18 protein-coding genes are annotated in these 20433 nt (G+C 67.7%); 7 read left to right on the top strand and 11 right to left on the bottom strand.

Translation table 11 applies throughout. The features are described 5' to 3' along the window. Window positions 1-32: 32 nt before the first annotated feature. A complete protein-coding gene (locus tag AC3WQA_RS08100; RefSeq protein ID WP_492674564.1) occupies window positions 33-968 on the bottom strand; it encodes an ABC transporter ATP-binding protein in 936 nt (311 codons plus the stop codon). A gap of 94 nt (window positions 969-1062) precedes the next feature. On the opposite strand from AC3WQA_RS08100, the gene AC3WQA_RS08095 reads away from it, so the two are divergent. Next, entirely contained in the window at window positions 1063-1824 is a 762-nt protein-coding gene (locus AC3WQA_RS08095; RefSeq protein ID WP_492674563.1) for a ferredoxin--NADP reductase, read from the top strand. Window positions 1825-2049: 225 nt separating this feature from the next. Then, entirely contained in the window at window positions 2050-2385 is a 336-nt protein-coding gene (locus tag AC3WQA_RS08090) for a hypothetical protein (protein WP_492674562.1), read from the top strand. A 382-nt stretch (window positions 2386-2767) separates the two neighbouring features. On the opposite strand, the gene AC3WQA_RS08085 is transcribed toward AC3WQA_RS08090, so the two are convergent. The 4 genes from AC3WQA_RS08085 to AC3WQA_RS08070 form a co-directional block, all read right to left on the bottom strand. After that, on the bottom strand, window positions 2768-3841 hold the full coding sequence (locus AC3WQA_RS08085; RefSeq protein ID WP_492674561.1) for a fimbrial protein: 1074 nt from the start codon (window positions 3839-3841) through the stop codon (window positions 2768-2770). A 36-nt stretch (window positions 3842-3877) separates the two neighbouring features. Continuing rightward, complete coding sequence (locus AC3WQA_RS08080; RefSeq protein ID WP_492674560.1) at window positions 3878-6649, bottom strand: fimbria/pilus outer membrane usher protein; 2772 nt, start codon at window positions 6647-6649, stop codon at window positions 3878-3880. Continuing rightward, window positions 6646-7389 (bottom strand): fimbrial biogenesis chaperone, encoded by a 744-nt coding sequence (locus tag AC3WQA_RS08075; protein WP_492674559.1) that lies wholly within the window; start codon window positions 7387-7389, stop codon window positions 6646-6648. The genes AC3WQA_RS08080 and AC3WQA_RS08075 overlap by 4 nt, the downstream gene beginning before the upstream one ends. A gap of 78 nt (window positions 7390-7467) precedes the next feature. After that, a complete protein-coding gene (locus AC3WQA_RS08070; RefSeq protein WP_492674558.1) occupies window positions 7468-8028 on the bottom strand; it encodes a fimbrial protein in 561 nt (186 codons plus the stop codon). A gap of 390 nt (window positions 8029-8418) precedes the next feature. On the opposite strand from AC3WQA_RS08070, the gene AC3WQA_RS08065 reads away from it, so the two are divergent. The 4 genes from AC3WQA_RS08065 to AC3WQA_RS08050 are packed head-to-tail and all read left to right on the top strand — an operon-like array spanning window position 8419 to window position 10345. Continuing rightward, a complete protein-coding gene (locus tag AC3WQA_RS08065) occupies window positions 8419-9360 on the top strand; it encodes an alpha/beta fold hydrolase (RefSeq protein ID WP_492674557.1) in 942 nt (313 codons plus the stop codon). A 10-nt stretch (window positions 9361-9370) separates the two neighbouring features. Further along, window positions 9371-9973: a hypothetical protein gene (locus AC3WQA_RS08060; RefSeq protein ID WP_492674556.1), complete on the top strand. Its 603-nt coding sequence runs from the start codon at window positions 9371-9373 to the stop codon at window positions 9971-9973. Between the two features lie 40 nt (window positions 9974-10013). Further along, a complete protein-coding gene (locus AC3WQA_RS08055; protein WP_492674555.1) occupies window positions 10014-10214 on the top strand; it encodes a helix-turn-helix transcriptional regulator in 201 nt (66 codons plus the stop codon). After that, entirely contained in the window at window positions 10211-10345 is a 135-nt protein-coding gene (locus AC3WQA_RS08050) for a hypothetical protein (protein ID WP_492674554.1), read from the top strand. The genes AC3WQA_RS08055 and AC3WQA_RS08050 overlap by 4 nt, the downstream gene beginning before the upstream one ends. 18 nt (window positions 10346-10363) lie before the next feature. On the opposite strand, the gene AC3WQA_RS08045 is transcribed toward AC3WQA_RS08050, so the two are convergent. The 6 genes from AC3WQA_RS08045 to AC3WQA_RS08020 form a co-directional block, all read right to left on the bottom strand. Continuing rightward, the gene (locus AC3WQA_RS08045; RefSeq protein ID WP_492674553.1) at window positions 10364-11539 is read right to left on the bottom strand and encodes a class I SAM-dependent rRNA methyltransferase; all 1176 of its coding nucleotides are present in this window, start codon (window positions 11537-11539) and stop codon (window positions 10364-10366) included. A gap of 143 nt (window positions 11540-11682) precedes the next feature. Further along, complete coding sequence (locus tag AC3WQA_RS08040; protein WP_492674552.1) at window positions 11683-12600, bottom strand: branched-chain amino acid transaminase; 918 nt, start codon at window positions 12598-12600, stop codon at window positions 11683-11685. Window positions 12601-12690: 90 nt separating this feature from the next. Further along, window positions 12691-13212 (bottom strand): DUF4124 domain-containing protein, encoded by a 522-nt coding sequence (locus AC3WQA_RS08035; protein ID WP_492674551.1) that lies wholly within the window; start codon window positions 13210-13212, stop codon window positions 12691-12693. Window positions 13213-13251: 39 nt separating this feature from the next. Continuing rightward, window positions 13252-14076: a methylenetetrahydrofolate reductase [NAD(P)H] gene (gene metF / locus AC3WQA_RS08030; protein WP_492674550.1), complete on the bottom strand. Its 825-nt coding sequence runs from the start codon at window positions 14074-14076 to the stop codon at window positions 13252-13254. 218 nt (window positions 14077-14294) lie between these two features. Beyond that, window positions 14295-17876, bottom strand: coding sequence for an ABC transporter permease/M1 family aminopeptidase (locus AC3WQA_RS08025; RefSeq protein WP_492674549.1), 3582 nt, complete (start codon window positions 17874-17876; stop codon window positions 14295-14297). 18 nt (window positions 17877-17894) lie between these two features. Further along, window positions 17895-18779, bottom strand: a complete 885-nt coding sequence (locus tag AC3WQA_RS08020; RefSeq protein WP_492674548.1) for an ABC transporter ATP-binding protein — start codon at window positions 18777-18779, stop codon at window positions 17895-17897. A gap of 232 nt (window positions 18780-19011) precedes the next feature. Here AC3WQA_RS08020 and AC3WQA_RS08015 point away from each other — a divergent pair, with 232 nt between their 5' ends. Next, the gene (locus AC3WQA_RS08015) at window positions 19012-20388 is read left to right on the top strand and encodes a dihydrolipoyllysine-residue acetyltransferase (protein WP_492674547.1); all 1377 of its coding nucleotides are present in this window, start codon (window positions 19012-19014) and stop codon (window positions 20386-20388) included. Window positions 20389-20433: the final 45 nt, after the last annotated feature.

The raw sequence follows: 20433 nt of genomic DNA, 5'->3' as shown, positions 1-20433 counted from the left end.
CCAACAGAGTTGGGGGAGAGGGCGTATCCACGTCACGCGGCCTTGTCCCTGCCATTTGTCACCAGCCGCACGAACAATTCTTCCAGCCGGTTGGTCTTGTTGCGCATCGAGTGCACCGTGATGCCGTGGGCGGACAGCCCGGCGAACAGTGCGTTTACGTTCTGCGCGCGCGGCAGCTCGGCCTCCAGTGTGCGCTCGTCCACGCGGCGCAGCGCGATGCCGTCGATGGCGGGCAGCGCGCCCAGCGGCGTGGCGGTGTCCAGCACCAGGGTTTCCACATCGAGCTGGGCCAAGAGTTGCTTCATCGTGGTGTTCTCCACGATGCAACCGTGGTCGATGATGGCGATGTTGCGGCACAGCTGCTCGGCCTCTTCCAGATAATGCGTGGTGAGGATCACCGTGGTGCCGGCGGCGTTGATGGCGCTGACGAACTGCCACATCGAGCGGCGGATCTCGATGTCCACGCCGGCGGTGGGCTCGTCGAGAATCAAAAGCTTCGGCTCGTTCATCATCGCGCGGGCGATCATCAGGCGTCGCTTCATGCCGCCGGAAAGCTCGCGTGCCTGATGGAAGGCCTTGTCCCACAGGCGCAGCTCGCCGAGGTATTTTTCGGCGCGCTCTGCGGCGATGCGGCGCGGGATGCCGTAGAAGCCCGCCTCATTCACGCAGATGTCGAAGGGCTTCTCGAACTGGTTGAAGTTGATCTCCTGCGGCACCAGTCCGATCAGCCGCATGGCCGCGTTGCGTTGACTGCGCACCGACAGGCCGAATACCTGCGCATCGCCGCCGCTGGCGTTCACCAGCGAGGAGAGAATGCCGATCAGGGTGCTCTTGCCGGCGCCGTTGGGGCCGAGCAGGGCGAAGAAGTCGCCGGGCTGCACGGTCAGCGAGATGCCCTTGAGGGCCTCCACGCCGTTGCTGTAGGTCTTGCGCAGATGATCGACGACGAGCGCGGGAACGGGGCTCATGGGCTGCACTGGAAGGGGGTGGCCGCTTATTATAGGCGGTCATTGCCCCTTGCCCGACGCCGTCGGGTGCACGCACCGTTTCCCGGAACCCTCCATGGCCGATCATTTCCCGCTACGCCTCGTCGACAGCCGCATGCTGGCGCCCACCGTGCGGCACCTGTCGTTCGAACGCACCGACGGCCAGCCGCTGGTCTTCGTGCCGGGACAGTTCTTGCAGCTGCACTTCCACTACGACGACGGCACACCGACCAAGCGCAGTTATTCCGTGGGTACGGTAGGCGGCAGCAGCTTGCCGGGTGCGCCGGTTGAAGTCGGGGGCATCGAGATCGCGGTGAGCTACGTGGACGGCGGCGCAGCCACCAAGTGGCTGGGCGAATTGCCGGTCGGTGGCGTCATCGATGCCAGCGGCCCCTACGGCCGCTTCTGCCTGCAGGCCGCCGACAACCAGCCACGCTATCTGTGGTTCGCCACCGGCACCGGTGTCACCCCGTACCGCGCGATGCTGCCGCAGGTCGAAAAGCTGCTGGCGCAAGGTGGCCGCGAGGTGGTGCTGCTGTACGGTGCCCGCAACGAAGGCGAGCTGCTGTACGGCGAGGAGTTCGAGGCGTTCGCCCAGGCTCATCCCGGCTTCACCTTCCATGCCTGCCTGAGCCGTCAGCCACGCGCCGTGCCGCGCCCCGGCGACCGCCGCGGCCACGTGCAGGACGCGCTGGCCGAACTCGCCCCGCGCGCCGAGCGCGACATCGCCTACCTCTGTGGCAACCCCGACATGGTCGATGCCACCTTCGGTGCGTTGAAGGAGCACGGCTTGCCGGTGGCGCAGATCCGCCGCGAGAAATACGTCAGCTCGCGCTGAAACGGACTTCATGCCACCCCTCAAGTTCGTTCACGCCACGTCGATAAGACCGGTGAGCGTGACGTGGTTCACATGCCATTTCACGCGGCCTCGACCGCGGGCGTCGTCAGAGCGTGACGACCCTCACATTTTTCGAAGCCATGCCCGTTTTGGCCATCAAGCCCTGCCCTGAGTGGCCGACAGCCCCTACAGGCGCGCATCTCCGCGCGTCCTGCGAGGTGGCCCGTGCACACGCAAAATCGCTGGATGATCGGTGCTTTCCTGGCCCTGCTGGCGTCCGGCGCGGCGGCAGCCGATGGCCGCATCGGCTTCAGCGGCGCGGTGGTCGAGCCTACCTGCAGCGTTGACGCCAACCAGCCCGGTACCGACGCGCCGGCGCAGGTTCATCGCAGCTGCGGCCAAAGCGTCAGCGATGCCGCGCGCAGCTACTCGCGCAGCGTGCAGATCCTGGATGCCGGTACGGCGGCGGGCAATCCACTGCTTGGCTACTTCGCCAGCTACGCCCCGCAGGGCGCCAACGGCAACCCGGATGCGCGCGTGGTGGTGCGTACCTACGACTGAGCAGTATCAGTTCTGCACGATTGCGAAATACCGCGCTACTGCTGTGCCGATCGCGCTGGATGGCAGCGCTGCGCCTCCGTAACAGCTTGCTGACCGTCGTTCTGAAAACAGGCAGGCGCGCCGTTGGCCGCGCGGCGCGGCTTGCCGACAGCGGTGGCGGGGGCATTCGCAGGCGCAACAGATCCGGTTTGCGGGGCGAGCGGGGATACGGCTGCTGGCGTGTGTTGGTCGTGGGACGATGCGGCCTTGGCGTGCGGGGCGGTTTGCGCGTGTAGCGCACTGGCCATCAGCAGCATGGTCAACAGAACGGGGATGCGGGGCATGAGATATGTCCTGAGGCTGGACAGGTGATTGGCGCGGGGCGTCCTGGTCGGGCATGCCGCTACTGGTATGAAATGGTGAAAGTGGCCGCAGCGGTCAGCGTGCCTGGCTGCACGGTGCCGGTACGATAGTAGCGCGCCGAGTACGGAATGCTCATGGAGCCGCTGGACGTGGTGCCAACGATTGCAGGAGTGCCGAAGGTGACCGCGCTCCCGGCTTGGTTGAGAACTTGGATCCCGACGCCATTGCTGCTGCCTCCGGTGGGCAACAACACGCCTTGGGTACCGGAGGCGCTGCCGTTGTAGTCCAACTGGATGGACAAGGTCATGCCGCTTGCGCCGCTTGGGCAATTCAGTCCGATAGAAAATGGCGTCGTGCCCGCAGTGGCACCGACGCTGGTCAAGTTGCTTGCGCTGATGGTTGGCAAGCTCACGTTGACCGGGGTGGTGGTAATCGCACAGGCCGGGTCGACGATGGTGACGGAATTGGTTAGCACGAAGGCGATGATTTGCACCGGCGAGATCGAACCATCGCCATTCAGACCCTGGTATTGCCAGTAGCCGAGTGTGCCGGCAGGCAAGGTGCTCCCTGTGGCGATCTGCCCCGTCTTGACCAGGTTCAGCTGGGTGTTGACGCTGAAGGTGTAGGTTGAGCCGCCGTTGCAGTTCCAGTACTGCCAGTAGTTATTCCAGCGGCAGCCTCCCCCTGCGTTCAGCGATGAGTTTGACCATGAATACAGCGTGTTTCCGCCGCGAACGATCTGGTAGGAAAGCCCTGCTATGCCGGTCGGGAAATAACTGACGCCGGCGCCTGGCGTGGCGCCCAATGTGTTGGCAATGCCGTAGGGAACCGATCCGTAGCAGTCGTAGACCGGCGGCGGGTTAGCCGATGTGATGGATGATGACCCGAGCACGGTACCGACGGGGGTATTGAATGGCACCGAGATCGTGGCGGGCAGACTGAAATTGACTGTGCCCTGTGTGTTGGGTGAGTAATAGTCCAGCATGCATCCGCTGCTCTGGGCGTACGACTTTCCCACCGGTGCGGCGATCAGCGCGAACAGCAAAAGCAACATGCGCCAACCGAACATGCGCGCAACAGATGGATGTATCAGCTTCGAAGCATTCGGCTTCATGACAGCCTCCTGAGCTGCTGCAAACGTAGCGGATGACTAAGGGCTCTGTGCAGCCGCTACAGCGGGAGTGGTTGCCACGCAAACGGCATCGATGTGGTCGAAACGCCCCTGTTCGTGCTCTGCATTAGCCACGGCGTACGTGAAGGTGCAGGCTTGCGATTCGGCGTGATTGCCTTCCCAGCGTACCGTCAATTTGCCTGAAGGCTGGATGCCGCGCACGAGTGTTTGCCCGACTTGGCCGACGACACCCAGCACCTTGCCATGCTCGTCGTATACCTCAGAGCCAAACGGAATGGCTGAACCATCGGGTGTGCTGGCATGTATGAGCAGGGTACGCCCGGTTTCGGTCTTGAACTTGACCAGCACGACGGCGCCGGCGCGTGGCGCAACCTGCGCGCTGGTGCTGTCCAGTTGCACGTCCAGCGGCATGCCGGCGGGGTCGAGGTCGATGGTGTTCAGGAGGTAGGGCTGCAGGAAGGGCACCAGCGCGTGGCCGCTGTCGTCCACCTTGACGCCGACCGCGCCGCCCACGTGCGCGCCGACGGCGCCGGGTGCCTGCACGATGGCGATGGTGTCGCCGAGGGACTGGCCGAAGCTCACGCCGCCAGGATAGACGACGAGGCCGCCGGCCGCACCGAAGGCCGCCTGCGAGTAGCCGTTGCCGCTGCCCATGTCGGCGGTCAGCTCGACGTGGGAGCCGCGGTAGCCGGCGTTGGCGTTGACGGTGGTGCCGGCGGCGCCGAAGCTGCCGCTGCCGTGCGCGAGCGTGGCGCCGTAGGTGTATTGGTTGTCGGTGCCGGCGCTGCCGCTGAGCGTGGCCTGCGCCTGGTTGCCGCCGGTGTCGTCGTGGCTGTAGCCGCCGGTCAGCGTCGGCGCATGCGCGCTCGCGCCGAGCTGCAGCGTGAGGTTCAGCATGATGCGGTTGTCGGTGCGCCCGAACAGGTCGCGCTCACGGCTGGCCGAGAGGCTGTAACCGAGGCGTTCGTAATTGTTGTTGTAGCCGAGCTGGTATTGCGTGTCGCTGCCGCCGCGGTTCCAGTAGTCGTGGGTGGAACCGCTCAGGTACAGCGAGCCGCCGCGTTCGCCCAGCCGCTGGCTCAGGGTCAGGCTGAAGTTGTTGCGCATGCGGTCGACGCCGGTGGGCGCCAGCAGCGTGAGCGGGTCGATGCCGGCGAGCGCGGCCTGTTGCGCCGGCGTGAGCAGGCTCGACACCGGCACGCCGTTGATGGTGAGCGGGACGGCGCCGCCGCTGGAGAAGACCGGCAGGCCACGGGCGGCGAAGTCGCGCGCGCGCATCGCATCGTCCAGCGAGAGGAAACCGCTGGTGGAATAACGGTAGGCCGCCACGCTGAGCGAGGTGCCGGTTTCGGCCAGGGTCTTGCTGTAGCTCAGGCGCACGCTTTGCCCGCTGAGCGCGCGCATGCCGGGGATGCGCGTGCGCGCGCTGGCGACGTCGAGCGCGACCGCGCCGGCGCGGGTGTTGAGCGCGGTGCCCAGCAGCAGCTGACCGTAGCCGCTGGCCGCGGCGGCGCCGGCGTAGCCGGTCAAGAGGTTGGTGAAGCCGTGTTGCCAGGTCGCCTGCGCCACGTTCGGGCGATGCCGCAGCGAGGTGTCGCGCAACTGGCCGGCGGCGACGCTGAAGCGGTTGATTCCCGGGCGCAGCAGCTGCGGCACCGAAGCGAAGGGCACGGTGAAGGTGTGTACCTGTCCGTTTGCCTCGGCCACCGACACCACGAAGTCGCCGCCGTAGCCGGTGGCGAACAGGTCGTCGATGGTGAACGGGCCGGGCGGCACCGTGGTCTGGTAGATCACCATGCCGTTCTGGCGCACGGTGACCTTGGCATTGGTCGCGGCCACGCCGCGCACCGTCGGCGCGTAGCCGCGCATGGACTGCGGCAGCATGCGGTCGTCGGTGGCCACCTGCACGCCGCGCAGGCCGATGCTGTCGAACACCTCGCCGCTGGTGAAGCTGTCACCGAGCGTGAGCTGCGCGCGCCAGGTCGGCAGATCGCGCTGCACGTAGGTGTCGGTGTTCTGCCAGTGGCGGCTGGCGCGCGTGTCGCCGGCCGCCGATTGCCAGGTGAGCGCCGAGTCGTGGCGCAGGTGCCAGCGGCCGAGGTTCACGCCGGCGTTGAGGCCGAGGTAGGCCGAGGTCTGCGCTTGCCCGCGGCTGGTGGTGCGGTAGCTGTTCAGGCGGTAGTTGAGGACGCCGGCGGTGACGCCGGAATCCCAGTATTTCGGATCGACGTAGCCGCGCGCCGCGAGGCCGAGCGCGGCCTGCGGCACGCTGGCATCCAGCCGCAGGTCAGCCATGTCCACGGCGAGGCTGGCGCCGGGGATGAGCTTGCCGAAATCGGCGCAGCCGCCGGGGGCCTTGAGCGCGTCGGCGTCGGCGTCGGCGAGCTTCGGATGCAGGCCGTAGCGATCCAGCAGGTCGGTGGTGACGCAAGGCAGTGCGCTGGCGTTGGGCGTGGGCGCGGCGAAGCGCACGTCGGCGCGACCGACGAAGCTGTCGTTGAGGTACAGGTCGAGGCTGTAGTTGCCCGGAGCCACGTAGTTGCCGCGCTCGAAACGCGACAGGTCGGTGGTGTTCTGCCCGGCACCGGAGAGCATGCTGCGGTCGAAGTTGGCGTCCAGCGAGGCGTTGGCGTCCGCACCGTCGCTGGCGGCGGCCGGTCCGGCCGCGGCAGCCATGACGGAGGTGGTGCCCGCGCAAAGCAGCAAGGCGATGGCGGCGGCAAGCAGCCGGCGGCGGGCGATCCGCCCGCCGTTGCCGGTGGTGCGCGCGCTGGCCGCCGGCGGGTTCACGGCGCGACCGTGCCCTTGAAGGACGAGCTGGCGCCGTAATCGTTGATGATCGCGTAGTCGACGACGCTGCCGGCCGCCGGCGCCGCGTGGGTGGCCTTGAGCGGCAACCGCAGCGTGCCCATTGGCGCGACCATGCCGCTGGCGGCGGTGTCGGTCGCGCTGCCGGCATGCACGGTCAAGGTGTTGATGGTTACGTAGTACGGCGTCGGGTTGCGCACTTCGAGCGCATAACCCGGGCCATCGGCGACGGCTTTGAAGCTGAGCTGCTGGCCGGCGGTCAACGGATTGCCAGCCAGGTTTGCCGGGCGATAGAACAGTTTGAGCCGCGAGCGTATCGCGAACTGCAAGGTGTTCTGCGCGTCACCCGGCGTCTGCTTGGGCTTGGGCGGGATCTCCAGCACGTTCAGCCAGTACAACGACTCGCGGTCGCCGGGCAGCGCCTTGCCGGTGAACACAATGCGCAGGCTCTGGCCCTTGCCGGCGTTCATCCGCGCCAGCGGTGGCGTGATGAGGAAGGGTACCTTGGCCGTCTCGGGCGTGGCGCCGGCGTCGCCATCGTCGATCCAGGCTTCGACCAGCGCCGGCTGTGCGCCCTGGTTGGTGAGCCGCACCGTGGTTTCGCCGACCGCCGCCGGAAACACCACGCGGGTGCCGGCGATCACGACCGTCGCACGCGCGGAGCCGACGCCGGCGAAAAACGCCAGCGCGGTCAGGCAGAGGGTGCAGAACAGATGCTTCATCGGCCGCTACGTGCCAGCAGAAAGTGGGGGCGGGGGGACGACGGCCGGATGACCGGCCGCCGTCTGCGCCAGGTTGGATCAGTTGTACGAGAAGGTAACGGTGGCGGCGGTGGAGACCAAACCGGCCCCGGCGGCACCGCCGTTGGCGATGTACTGGGCGCCCAGGGTGGTGGTGGCCGTGCTGCTGCCGCTGGCCAGGTTGATGGCCACCGTATCGCTATCGACCTTGAGCTGCGGGGAGCCGCTGGTGCTGCCATTGAGCAGCTGCACTTCGACGTTCGTAGCCATGCCAGTGGCGTTGCTGTTCTTGAGGTTGTGGGTGGTGGTGTCGTTGTTGCTACCCGTGCTGAAGCTGAGCGTCGCCTTGGTGGCGTTGGCGTCGCAGCCGCTGAGCCCCAGCGTGAAGGTCGTGAAGCCGGCGGTGGTGCCCGACGTGCCGAGCGCGGACGTCATGACCGTCGGCAGCTGCACCGTGCCATTGGTGTTGCCGTTGACGGCCAGCACGCAGCTGTCGGCGACGACCTTGCCGCTGATGTTGATCGTGCCGGTGTTCGGGGCCGGGGCGGCCAGAACCGCCGGGGCGAAGCTCAGGGCGCCGATGGCGGCGACGAGGGCGGAGGAGAGAAGGATCTTCTTCATGGGGTTTCCTAACGGGGTCTGGGTAAGGGTTGAAACGCAACAACTTGTGCTTGGCTGGACGGCGGATCGGGTGTGTCAGCCAGGTGGCCTGATCGCCTCGAAGTGGACAAAAGCAAGCTTCAGGCCAAATTTTAAACGTGACTGACTGCACAGTTTCATAACGCCAAAAACCAGGCGCTGGTCAAGAATATACGAATCGATCAGCCTGTTTGTGAAGTACCGGCCGCCGGTTTGCCGTGACGCGGCGAGTCACATCTCGGGCGTTTGTGTCCTAAAGAACGTGCCGCGTAGGGCGAATGGAAGCATGAATGTAAAGCTTGCTTGACATGTCTGCGATGTTGCGCCTAGTCTGTTGTCAAGCAAGCTTTACAACTGGCTGAGGAGCCTGTCATGCACCAACGCACGTGGTTTGGGGGTAAGCGGGTCTGGGGCGCCGTGCTGGCGTCGTGGTTGGGTATCGCCGGCATGGCGGCTGCGCAGGTGAGGGAAGCTGCCCCAGCTACGCAGGGCAGGGTGGGGACGCTGGCGTTCGAGCGCCATGGCGACCATGGCCGTCCGGTGATCCTGATACCGGGGCTGGAAGGTGGCCCGTGGGTGTGGCAGGGCGCCGTCACCGCGCTGGAAAAGCACCACGTGGTGTATACCTTGACACTGGCGGGTTTCGACGGCATGCCGGCACCGAAGCCGGCCACCGGCCTGATCGACCAGGCCGATGCCTCGCTGCTGGCGCTGATCGAGCAGCAGAAGATCGACCACCCGGTGCTGGTGGGGCATAGCCTGGGGGGCACGCTGGCACTGCGTTTCGCCGGCGAGCACGCGAAGCTCCTGGCTGGCGTGGTGGCGGTGGATGGCCTGCCGATTTTCCCCGGCATGGAGCGGGTGAGCGCGGAACAACGTCAGGCGATCGCCGCTAGCACGCGCGCGCAGATGGGCGCCATGACGCCGGCGCAGTTCCAGGCGGCAGCGCTGGCCTACATGCAACATGTCGGCGTGATCGATCCCAAGCTGGCCGCGCGCTACGCGCCGATGAACGCGCGCAGCGACGTCGCGGCGACCGCGCAGTACGCGGCCGAGGACATGGCGGCCGACTATCGCCCGCGGCTCAAGCAGGCGACGCTGCCGATCCTGGAGATATCGCCGTACTACGCGCCGGATTTCAGCCAGCCGCCGCTCGCGATGAGCGAGGCGCAGAAGCTCGCGTACTACCAGACGCTGCTCGCCGGTGCGCCGCGGGCGAAGGTGGTGTCGATCGCGCCATCGCGGCATTTCGTGATGCTCGATCAGCCGGCGAAGTTCCAGCAGGCGTTGGGCGATTTCCTGAAAACCTTGTGAGGTGCGTGCCATGTCGCGGATGGACAACAAGCACTACGAACAGCGCGTGATGCTGGCCATGCTGGTCTACATGGTCGTGCTGATCGGCACTGGCCCGCTGATGCATGCCACGGCCCGTGCGGCACTGAAAGCCTTGCTGGCGATCCTGCCGGCCGTGCCGATCTTCTACGTGATCGCGTTGATGTGGCGGCGCATTCGCGACAGCGATGAGCTGGAGCAGCGCACACATCTGGTGGCGCTGGGCGCAGCGGTGGCGGTGGTGTCGGGCGTGAGCGTGGTCGGCGGCTTTCTCGCCATCGGCGGCGTGGTGGCGCTGGGCGGCGACGTGCTGATCTGGGTGTTCCCGGCCTTGATGGCCTGCTATGGCATCGCGCAGCAGCAGGTGGCGCGCCGCTACGGCATGGGCGATACGTGCGCGGAAGCGGGCAGTCCGTGGCTGCCGTGGTTCTTCGCGGGCATGACGGGGCTGATGGCGGCGGGGGCCGGCATTGGGGCGTACCGACACGAGCTGGCGGGCGCGGCGGGGTGTCTGCTGTCGGCGGCCATCTTTGCGCTGGCCGGGTTCTGGTCATGGCGCCGCCGCGCGCGTGCGCTGCGTGAGGAGCAGCCGTGAAGGGCTGTTACGCGGCAGCGCGCACGGTGCGGAGTACGGCATGAACAATCATGTGCGTGAGTTGCGCGTCGCGCAGGGCTGGTCGCAGGCCGATTTGGCCGAACGACTGGCCGTGTCGCGGCAAACCGTCAACGCCATCGAGACGGGCAAGTACGACCCCAGCCTGCCGCTGGCCTTCAAGATCGCGCGCCTGTTCGCGCGTTCCATCGAAGTCATCTTTGAACCGGGAGACAACCTGTGAAGAAGCAACCTGCCGTCAGCTTCGCCGTCATCGTCGCCATCGCCGTAGCGATCTGGGTCGCCCAGCGCCAGTCGCTGGAGCGGCCTGTGCCACCGACGCCCGCGACGGCGGCGAGCCCGGCCGGACGCTGACGCGCTGGCTGGATGGGCTCAATCCACCCGGCAGAACACCGCCTTGAGGTAGCGGCTTTCCGGCACGTCGGCGCGGATCGGGTGATCCGCGCCGGCACCGCGCACTTCGAGGATCTGGATCTCGCGGCCGGCGTTCAGCGCCACGCGGCGCAGCATGTCGAGGAAATCGGCTTCGCTGACCAGCCCCGTGCACGAGCAGGTGAGCAGCAGGCCGCCGGGCGGGATCACGTCCAGCGCGAGGCGGTTCATCGCGAAGTATTTCTTCAGCGCGTCGAACACCTTGTTGCGGTCGCGGGTGAGCTTGGCCGGATCGAGGATCACCGCGTCGTACTGCTCGCCGCGCGTCACGGCGGCGCGCAGCCAGTCGAAGATGTCGGCCTGCTGGAAATCCACCGCGACGTTATTGGCTGCCGCATTGGAGCGGGCGATGTCGAGGATGCCGGCGTCCATGTCCACGCCGGTGGCTTCGCGCGCGCCGCCGGCCATCGCATGCACGGCGAAGCCGCCGGCGTTGCAGCACAGGTCGAGCACGCGGCGGCCCTTGGCCAGTTCGGCGAAGCGCTTGCGGTTGTCGCGCTGGTCGGCGAAGAAACCGGTCTTGTGGCCGCAGCCGGGCGCGGCGTGGAAGGCGAGGCCGTGCTCGTGCACCTGCACGGCGGCGGGCACCTCGGCGGCGCGGCAGTCGAAGGACTCCTGCTTCTGCACGTGGCTTTCGGCGAACCAGTACAGCCGCGCACCGGGGAATTCGGCAGCGAGCGCGGCGTGGATCGCATCGCGGAATTTCCACATGCCGGCAGCGAAGTATTCGACCACCAGGATGTCGGCGTAGCGATCCACGATCAGGCCGGACAGTCCGTCGCCCTCGCTGTGCACCACGCGCCAGGCGTCGGTATCGGCATCGAGCTGCAGCCACTGCCGACGCAGTTGCACGGCGCGGGTGATGCGCGCGGCGATCCAGTCGGCGTCGATGGCCTCGGCGGGGTTCGTGGTCAGCAGCCGCAGCGCGATGCGTGCGTGGCCGTTCCAGAAGCCGCGACCGGCGAAGCGGCCCTTGGCATCCACCACGTCCACCACGCTACCCGGCGGCAGGCGCTCTTCGGGCTTCGCCACTTGCGCCGACCATACCCAGGGGTGGCCGGGCGCGCGGTCGGATTTCAGGTGGATGGTGGGGAGGGTGGATGCGGTGTCGGTCATCCGCCCATGATAGCGGCTTGCTCTGCTCCCCTCTCCCGCGTGCGGGAGAGGGGCCGGGGGAGAGGGTGGGCTTGCGGCGGGGCGAGAAGCATCCTCTCCCCAACCCCTCTCCCGAAGGCGGGAGAGGGGCTTCAAAGCCAACGTCACACTGCTTCCAGCCAGCCCCACTGGTCGTGGGTTTCGCCGGTGAACAGGCCGAAGAACAGCTTCTGCAGGCGGCGGGTGAGCGGGCCGGCCTTGCCTTCGCCGACCTGCTTGCCGTCCACCGCACGGATCGGGGTGACCTCGGCGGCGGTGCCGCACATGAACACCTCGTCGGCGAGGTAGAGGTATTCGCGCGGGATGTCGCGCTCGATCACTTCGATGCCGTTGGCGCGCGCCAGCGTGATCAGCGAGTGGCGGGTGATGCCGGTCAGGATGGAGGCGCTGGCCGGCGTGGTGTGCAGCGCGCCGTCGAACACCAGGAACAGGTTCTCGCCCGCGCCTTCGCTGAGCAGGCCGGTGTTGGCCAGCGCGATGCCCTCGCCGAAGCCGCGCACGCGCGCCTCGCGCGCGATCAGCTGGCCGGAGAGGTAGTTGCCGCCGGCCTTGGCGCCGGCCGGGATGGTGTTGGGCGCGAAGCGCTGCCAGCTCGACACGCAGGCGGTGATGCCTTGCTCCAGCGCCTCCGGCCCCAGATACGGCCCCATCGGCCAGGCGGCCACGGCCACGTCGATCGGCGTTTCAGCAGAGAGGCCGAAGCCGCCCAGGCCACGCCAGGCGACGGGGCGCAGGTAGGAGGCGGTGAGGCCGTTCTTTTGCACCACCGCGCGGCAGGCGGCGGCGATCTCGTCCTGCGTGTACGGCATGGCCATGTCGTAGATCTTGGCCGAGTGGTACAGGCGCTTGAGGTGGTCGGTGAGGCGGAAGATCGCCGCGCCATCGGGCGTGGCGTAGCTGCGGATGCCTTCGAACACCGAGGAGCCGTAGTGCAGCGCGTGACTCATCACATGGGTGGTGGCCTCGGCCCACGGCTTGATCGTGCCGTTCTGCCAGATCCATTCGGGGTACTGCTGCGCCATGACGATTCTCCGTTGGGGACTGCGCATGATAAACCCCACGCCCCAGCGCCGATATTTGCGCTGCAGCAAGCGACCCCGGCTGGCGCAGCTTCAGTCGGTCTGGCGCAGCCACAGGCAGCCGGCTTCGCGGGCGATGGCGAAGCTGGCGTTGCCGCCGTCGCTGGTCTGCACCTGCAGCGTGTCCGCGGCGGTGGCCGTACTGCCGGCTGACGCGGGTTCATCGGCGCCCACCCGGATCTGCAGCAGCGGCCGCCGCACCAGTGCGGCCAGCGCACGGATGTCGCCCGCGGCGGCGCCGTGGGCGTAGCCGTGCCAGAGCATCAGGCCCGCCAGCTGGTTGGGATCGCGGGTGGCGAAGGCATCGATCACGCGCTGGCGCAGCGCGTCCGGCGTGGCGGCGCAGCGCGCCAGCGGTACCGGGGCGCCCGGCGGCAGGGCGTTGGCGGGCGTCGTCGGCGACTGCACCGGCGTGGCCTGCAGCGCGCTGCAGGGCTGGTCGGTGAATACGGGGGTGCCGTGGCTGTCCACGCAGTGGCTTACCGCGGCCTGTGCGTGTGCCGGCAGCGCAAGCGCGGCAAGCGGGAGCAGCAGAAGGAAAAGGTGCAGGCGCATCCGTGCACCGTAGCCGCAAACGAATGTGCCGACCGTGAATCAGCCCAGCTGTTCGAGCACGGCGCGCGTGGCGCGGGCACGGTTCAGCGTGTAGAAGTGCAGTCCCGGCGCGCCGCCGTCCAGCAGGCGCCGGCACATCTGCGCCACCACTTCCGCGCCCAGCGCGCGAATGGATGCCGCGTCGTCGCCGTGCGCCTGCATGCGCTTGACGATCCAGCGCGGGATCTCCGCGCCGCAACCGTCGGAGAAGCGCTTGAGCTGGGTGAAGTTGGCGATCGGCATGATGCCCGGCACGATGGGCACCTGCACGCCCAGCTTGCCGGCATCGTCGACGAAGCGGAAATACGCCTCGGGGTTGAAGAAATACTGGGTGATCGCGCCGTTCGCGCCGGCGTCGATCTTGGCTTTGAAGTGGCGCAGGTCGACGAGCGCGTCGTCGGCTTGCGGGTGGGTTTCCGGATAGGCCGCCACCTCGATGCGGAAATGCTCGCCCGAATGCTCGCGGATGAAGCGCACCAGCTCGGCGGCGTAGCGGAAGTCGCCCGCACGGGCCATGCCCGACGGCAGGTCGCCGCGCAGCGCCACGATGCGCCGGTAGCCGGCGGCCACGTAGCCGTCGAGCAGGGCGCGGATCTCCGCGCGCGTGCCGCCCATGCACGACAGATGCGGCGCCACCGTGTAGCCGTGCGTCGCATGCAGATGCGCCACGGTGTCGCCGGTGTAGCTCAGCGTGGAGCCGCCCGCGCCGAAAGTCACCGAAGCGTATTCGGGCCGCCAGGCCTTCAGTGCCTGCGCGGCCTGGTCGAGCTGGGCGCGCTGTTCGTCGGTCTTGGGCGGAAAGAATTCGAGGCTGATGGCGGGCATGGGAATCCTTGGCGTGGTTGCCAAGTCATTTTATACGCGCATCGCGATGAAAAGATAGACGTCCAAATGCCGAAGTGACGTCTTCGCCTTGCCGCTTCGATCGGACGGTGATCCTGGCTGCGGGGCGCCCGCCCGGCCTCGCGATCCTTCGGCAAGCCGGGACACGCACCCTCCCCGCGCACAGGCGAGGGGAGGGTGCTTCCCCGCAAGACGCGCGGCTACTGGATCGTCACCGACCGGCGGTTGTCGGCGGGCACCTTGTCGATCAGCTCGTTGTAGGGATCGATGCCGGCCAGCGCGGGCTTGCCGGCCACGGTCACCGTGACCGTGCTGTCGCCGGCGGGCAGCATGCGTTTTGCCAGGTACAGCGGCGCGCCGTCCTGGCCGTCCCGGCCGGCGGCGAACACACCGATGGCAATGGGGATGTTGGGCGCGGACCTGGTCTCCTTGCCCTTGCTGTCGGCGTAGCTCATGCCGGCGTGCACCTTCATCGTCACCTGGTACTTGCCGTCGGACAGCCGCTTCGCGGTGGCGTCGACCATGCGGTCGTCGAACAGGGTGATCTTCCAGAAGAAGTCGTCCAGCATCGGCTGCCAGGTCGGGCCGAGGTACTTGCCCAGCGCGTCGACGAAGACCTTCGAGGTCACGTAGGGCGGCTGCTGGAAGCCGTAGTCGAGCAGGAACTGCTTGAGGAAGGCGTCGAGCTTGTCCTCGCCCACGTAGTCCTGCAGCGCGTAGAACACCAGCGAGCCCTTGCGGTAGTGGATGTAGGGCTGGTTCTCCACCTTGCCCAGCGGTTCCTCGGCCACGGTTTCGGTGGCGCGGCCGGTGAGGTACATGTCCAGCTCGTACTTCAGGAACTTGCGCATCTGGTCGGCGCCGTACTTGTGCTTGAGCACCATCAGCGAGCTGTATTGCGCCAGCGATTCCGAGAGCAGGGTGGAGCCCTGCATGTTGGCGCCGATGATGCGGTGCGCCCACCACTGGTGCGCGATCTCGTGCGCGGTGACGTCGTAGACGTAGTCCACGCGGTTCTTGTCGCGCAGGTCGGCGATGAAGCCGATGGCCTCGGAGAACGGAATGGTGTTGGCGAAGCTCTGCGCGAAGGCAGCGTAGCCCGGGAACTCCAGGATGCGCAGCTGCTTGAACTGGTAGGGCGTGTAGTGGCTGTCGTAGTAGGCGAGCGAATCCTTCGCGCTTTCCAGCATGCGATCCACGTTCCAGGCATGCGCCGGGTTGTAGTAGACCGACACCTTCACGCCGCTGGCTTCCTCGCTCTTTACCGCGTAGCGCGCGGAAAGATACGAGAAGAAGTTCAGCATCGGCTGTTGCATCACGTAGTGGAAGTAGCGGCGATCGCCCTGCACCCATTCCTTCTGCAAGGTGCCGGGCGCCAGCGCGATCTGGTCGGCGGCGGTGGAGACGGTGGTGTCGAAGCTGATCCAGTCGGCATCGTTGGAGATATAGGTATTGGCGCGCGCCGCCTCGTCGCCCAGCGGCGGCATGCGCGGCACGTCGAGCTTGAGGCCGTACTTCTTGCGGTCGTTGCGGTCGGTGAGCTGGAACCGGGGCTGGTAGCCGAACTGCGGCAGCTTCTGGTTGTTGAAGAACGTGCCGTTGTGCACCAGGAAGGTTTCGCCCGCGTCGTTGGTGAAGCCCTTGGGCGCGTAGTCGATGGTGAAGTCGAAAGGCATCGACGCGCCCGGCGCCAGCGGGGTCTTGAGCCGGTAGATGGTCACGTCGAGGCGCTTGTCCTGCTTCACCGTGTCGTGCGGCGCGAAGTCCAGCGTCTTCGGCGCGAAGCCGTCGGCGTGGTTCACGAACAGCTCGGTCACCGGTACCGTGTTCTTGTTGACCAGGGTGTAGTGCCCGCGGATGAAGAGCTTGCGCTGGTAGGGGTGGATGTCCACGTCGGCCTTGACCGCCGTGATGCGCGGCTGCGGCAGTTTGGCGTCGGCGGCGTAGAGCTTCTCGTAGTCGGCCTGCTCGCGTTTCTGCTCCGTGCTGCTGGTATAGGCGTTGCGCACGTGGGTGTTGGTGTAGATGAAGCCGCCCAGCCCGGCGAAACCGAGCAGGGCCAACCCCAACACCGCGAGCAGCGCGGGATGGAGGCGTGCGCGCGCTTCGCGCAGGCGGCCACGCCAGTCGGCGCCGGTGCCGCGCACCCACAGCAGGGCGGCCAGCACCAGCATGGCCAGCGCGAGACAACCCCAGTAGGCGTTGAACCACAGCGCGCCGACCCAGAAGTGGCCGAAGCCATTCATGTCCGAATACGGCACGCTGGGCGCGGCGCCGTAGTTGTAGAGCTTGTCCTCCCAGTGCAGCAGGCTGAAGGCCAGCGTGCTGGCCAGCCACAGGATGCTGAGGAAATAGGCGAGGAACCTGTTGTTGCAGACCACCTGCAGGAACAGCGCCAGCGCCGCCACCAGCACGAAGGAAATCGCGTTGAGCGCCAGCATGGCGAGGTACAGGCCTGGCTCCAGATGGGTGTAGCCGTGGGCGAGCTGCCAGCCCATGCCCACCAACGCACCGATGGCCAGCATCAGCACGATCACCGCGAGCAGCGCGCCGAACTTGGCCAGCATCGCCACCCAGTCCGGGGTGGGGAAGGCGTCGCTCACGCCGGCCATGCCGTGCGTGCGTTCGCGCCACACCAGCTCGCCGGCGTAGAAGATCAGCACGATCATCAGCGACAGGCTGAAGCTGCCGTTGATGGTGGTGAGCACCTGGTGGGTGACTGGCCACACCGGCGTGCCGTAGACCAGGCCGGCCGTCGACAGCGACACGAACATGATCGCCAGCGCGAGCACCAGGAGCACCAGGAAGGCCGCGCCGCGCAGCACGCCGGCCGTATCGAACGCGAACTGCGCACGCAGTTGGGCCAGCGCGGCGCCGCGGCCGCTGGCGATGCCGACCTTGGGCAGGACGAGGCTGGCCGCCGCACCCTGCGGACGCAGCAGCGGTGGCTCCGCGCGGGGCTTGCGGCGCGGCAGCTTCAGCCCCTCGCGGTCGGTGCGGAACAGCACGAAGGCCGCGAGCAACAGGAGCGCCGACACGCCGATCCACAGCAGGCGGTTGAACAGCAGCACGCCATCGAGCGCGGGCAGCAGATGGTTGGTCTGGTCGGCCGTCCAGTAGCGGGTGACCAGGGCGACGGTGCGCCCGCCGAAGGGATCGAGCATGGCCGCCACGTAGCGGTTGTCGAGGTCGCGGCTGAGCGCGCCGGCGATGCCCTGCAGCACGAAGTAGGCGATCACGCCGATGTAGCTGGCCAGCAGCGAACGGGTGGCGGTGGCCAGCAGGAACAGCAGCGCGGCAATGAAGAAGAGGTTCGGCAGCACCAGCACGCCGAAGCCCCAGGCGTAGCCGCGCCAGTCGGCGGCGCCCATGCGCCCGGCGTCCACCCACGGCATCGCGCCGCCCGCGGCGATGGCCAGCGCGCAGGCGGCGAGGATCGCCACCAGCACCAGATACCCGGCGAGGAAGCGGCCGCCGAGGAAAGCCTTGCGGCTCATCGGCGTGGCGAACAGCAGCTCCGCCGTGCCCTGCTCGAAGTCGCGCGTGGCGGCGGCGGCGATGAACACCACCACCAGCAGGATGCTGAATATCGTCATCACGTCGAGCAGGCGCGCGATCACCAGCGGCGCATTGTGCATGACGTTGCCGGTGGCGCCGGCCACCACGATGGCGTTGGTGCTGGCCAGCGCGAAGGCGATGCCCACGGCGGCGGCGAGGATCACCCAGAACAGCGGCGCCTTGAACTGCTGGCGCCATTCGAAGCGGAGAATTTCGAGGAGCATGGTTTCCTTCCCTGGCCGTCAGGCGGCGCGCGCGGTGGCCTGCGCGCGCAGGCGGCCAAAGTAGACGTCTTCGAGATCGGGGGCGACCGCCTCGAAGCCTTCGCCGGGCGAGCTGTCGGCCAGCACGTGCAGCAGGGTGCGCCCCGCCGCGAGGCGGGTGGAGAGGATGGTCATGCGGGCGCGGTAGCTGTCCAGCTCGGCCTTGTCGATGGAACGGCGCCAGACCTTGCCCTCCAGCGCGGCGATGGCCTCGCGCGGCTGCCCGGTCAGGAGCACCTGGCCCTGGCCGATGATCGCCATGCGCTGGCACAGGTCGGTGACGTCTTCCACGATATGGGTGGAGAGGATCACCACCACGCGCTCGCCGATCTCGGCCAAGAGGTTGAGGAAGCGGTTGCGCTCCTCGGGGTCGAGGCCGGCGGTGGGCTCATCCACGATCACCAGGCGCGGATCGCCGATCAGCGCCTGGGCGATGCCGAAGCGCTGGCGCATGCCGCCGGAAAAGCCGCCCAGCTTGCGTTTGCGCACGTCCCACAGGTTCACCTGGCGCAGCAGCGCGTCCACCAGCTCGCGCCGTTCACCCTTGGCGGCGACGCCTTTCAGCACCGCGAAGTGATCCAGCATCGCCTCGGCGCTCACCTTCGGGTACACGCCGAACTCCTGCGGCAAATAGCCCAGCAGGCGCCGCGTGGCCTGCTTGTCGGCGAGCAGGTCCACGCCATCCAGCGTGATGGCGCCTGCGTCCGGATCCTGCAGCGTGGCGATGGTGCGCATCAGCGAGGACTTGCCCGCCCCGTTCGGGCCGAGCAGGCCGAACATGCCGCTGGGGATGTCCAGCGACACGTCGCGCAGCGCGTGCACGCCGTTGGCGTAGGTCTTGGACAGGTGGCTGAGCTTGAGCATGGGTTTCCTCCGGCGCCACCCGGTGCGGCGCCTGCCTGCCCAAGACTAAGCGATGTGGCCGGTCGGGCACACCGGCCCAAGGTCATGCCTGGCGGGGCATGCATACGTTTGCGAATGGCGATCGGGCGTGCTTTTCGTCGCCCGCATGGCGGATCGGTTCGCTATGATGAAAGCCTTGCGGCCGCTCCCCGTCCCTTTCGCGGCCAGCCCTCGCCCTTAGCCAGGAGACACCATGGCCGCCATCCAGGAAGCCCGCGTACCCGACATTGGCCACGACAACGTGCCGGTGATCGAAGTAATGATCCAGCCCGGCGACCGGGTGGCCAAGGATCAAGGACTGGTGACGCTGGAGTCGGACAAGGCCACGATGGAAGTGCCCGCGCCCTTCGCCGGCGTGGTGAAGGAAGTGAAGCTCAAGGTGGGCGACGAGGTTTCCGAAGGTGCGGTGATCGCGCTGATCGAGGCCGAGGACGGCGCGGCCCAACCGGCCGCCGCACCGGCCCCCGCCGCGTCCGCCCCGGCGCCGGTGGCCGCCTCCGCGCCGGCGCCAGTGGTTGCCGCCCCCGTATCCGCGCCCGAGCCAGTAGCCGCCGCGCCCGCGTCGACGCGCGTGGAGCCGGGGCGTGCCCCCGAGGGGGACGTGCACCCGGCCAGCCGGCCGCCGTTCGATGCCCGCATCGTGATGCCGGGCGACGCGCCCTACGCCAGCCCCGCGGTGCGCGCCTTCGCGCGCGAGCTGGGCGTGGATATCGCGCAGGTGAAGGGCAGTTCGCGCGGCGGCCGCATCGTGCGCGAGGACATCAGCGGCTACGTCAAGCACGCGCTGGCCTCGGGCGCGCGGCCGGTCAGCGGCGGCACGGTGGCGGCGGGCGGTGGCCTCAACCTGCTGCCGTGGCCGAAGGTGGACTTCAGCAAGTTCGGCGCGGTGGAAGAGCAGCCACTGTCGCGCATCCAGAAGATCTCCGGCGCCAACCTCGCGCGCAACTGGGCGATGATCCCGCACGTCACCCAGCACGAGGATGCCGACATCACCGAGCTGGAGGCCTTCCGCAAGAAGCTCGGCGAGGAGAACAAGGATCTCAAGATTACCCCGCTGGTGTTCCAGATGAAGGCGGTGGTGGCGGCGCTGAAGGCCTACCCGCAGTTCAACGCCTCGCTGGACGAGACCGGCGAGAAGCTGATCCTCAAGAAATATTTCCATGTCGGCATCGCGGTGGACACGCCCGACGGCCTGGTGGTGCCGGTGATCCGCGACGTGGACAAGAAGGGCCTGCTCGATCTGGCCCGCGAGCTGGGCGAGATCTCGAAGAAGGCGCGCGAGAAGAAGCTGGGCCCGGCCGACATGTCCGGCGGCTGCTTCTCGATCAGCTCGCTGGGCGGCATCGGCGGCACCGCCTTCACGCCCATCGTCAACGCGCCCGAAGTGGCCATCCTCGGCGTCTCCAAGGCAGCCATCAAGCCGGTGTGGAACGGCAAGGAATTCGCGCCGCGCCTGCTGCTGCCGCTGTCGCTGTCCTACGACCACCGCGTGATCGACGGCGCGCTCGCCGCCCGCTTCGCCGTGTTCGTCGCGAAGCAGCTCGGCGACATCCGCCGCCTCCTGCTCTGACCTGAACTCCCTCTCCCCCGGCTGCGCCGGGGGAGAGGGTTGGGG

Source organism: Rhodanobacter sp. FW106-PBR-R2A-2-24 (assembly GCF_058789615.1).
The sequence above is the reverse complement of the archived record's forward strand: the minus strand, read 5'-3'. Positions and strand labels throughout refer to the sequence as shown.

What these genes read in the sequence shown, in the direction of transcription:
- AC3WQA_RS08085 (WP_492674561.1), bottom strand. Translation starts at nt 3,841, where the DNA reads ATGAAGCCGAATGCTTCGAAGCTGATACATCCATCTGTTGCGCGCATG.
- AC3WQA_RS08025 (WP_492674549.1), bottom strand. Translation starts at nt 17,876, where the DNA reads ATGCTCCTCGAAATTCTCCGCTTCGAATGGCGCCAGCAGTTCAAGGCG.
- AC3WQA_RS08055 (WP_492674555.1), top strand. Translation starts at nt 10,014, where the DNA reads ATGAACAATCATGTGCGTGAGTTGCGCGTCGCGCAGGGCTGGTCGCAG.
- AC3WQA_RS08045 (WP_492674553.1), bottom strand. Translation starts at nt 11,539, where the DNA reads ATGACCGACACCGCATCCACCCTCCCCACCATCCACCTGAAATCCGAC.
- AC3WQA_RS08100 (WP_492674564.1), bottom strand. Translation starts at nt 968, where the DNA reads ATGAGCCCCGTTCCCGCGCTCGTCGTCGATCATCTGCGCAAGACCTAC.
- AC3WQA_RS08065 (WP_492674557.1), top strand. Translation starts at nt 8,419, where the DNA reads ATGCACCAACGCACGTGGTTTGGGGGTAAGCGGGTCTGGGGCGCCGTG.
- AC3WQA_RS08040 (WP_492674552.1), bottom strand. Translation starts at nt 12,600, where the DNA reads ATGGCGCAGCAGTACCCCGAATGGATCTGGCAGAACGGCACGATCAAG.
- AC3WQA_RS08035 (WP_492674551.1), bottom strand. Translation starts at nt 13,212, where the DNA reads ATGCGCCTGCACCTTTTCCTTCTGCTGCTCCCGCTTGCCGCGCTTGCG.
- AC3WQA_RS08075 (WP_492674559.1), bottom strand. Translation starts at nt 7,389, where the DNA reads ATGAAGCATCTGTTCTGCACCCTCTGCCTGACCGCGCTGGCGTTTTTC.
- AC3WQA_RS08095 (WP_492674563.1), top strand. Translation starts at nt 1,063, where the DNA reads ATGGCCGATCATTTCCCGCTACGCCTCGTCGACAGCCGCATGCTGGCG.
- AC3WQA_RS08060 (WP_492674556.1), top strand. Translation starts at nt 9,371, where the DNA reads ATGTCGCGGATGGACAACAAGCACTACGAACAGCGCGTGATGCTGGCC.
- metF (WP_492674550.1), bottom strand. Translation starts at nt 14,076, where the DNA reads ATGCCCGCCATCAGCCTCGAATTCTTTCCGCCCAAGACCGACGAACAG.
- AC3WQA_RS08020 (WP_492674548.1), bottom strand. Translation starts at nt 18,779, where the DNA reads ATGCTCAAGCTCAGCCACCTGTCCAAGACCTACGCCAACGGCGTGCAC.
- AC3WQA_RS08070 (WP_492674558.1), bottom strand. Translation starts at nt 8,028, where the DNA reads ATGAAGAAGATCCTTCTCTCCTCCGCCCTCGTCGCCGCCATCGGCGCC.
- AC3WQA_RS08015 (WP_492674547.1), top strand. Translation starts at nt 19,012, where the DNA reads ATGGCCGCCATCCAGGAAGCCCGCGTACCCGACATTGGCCACGACAAC.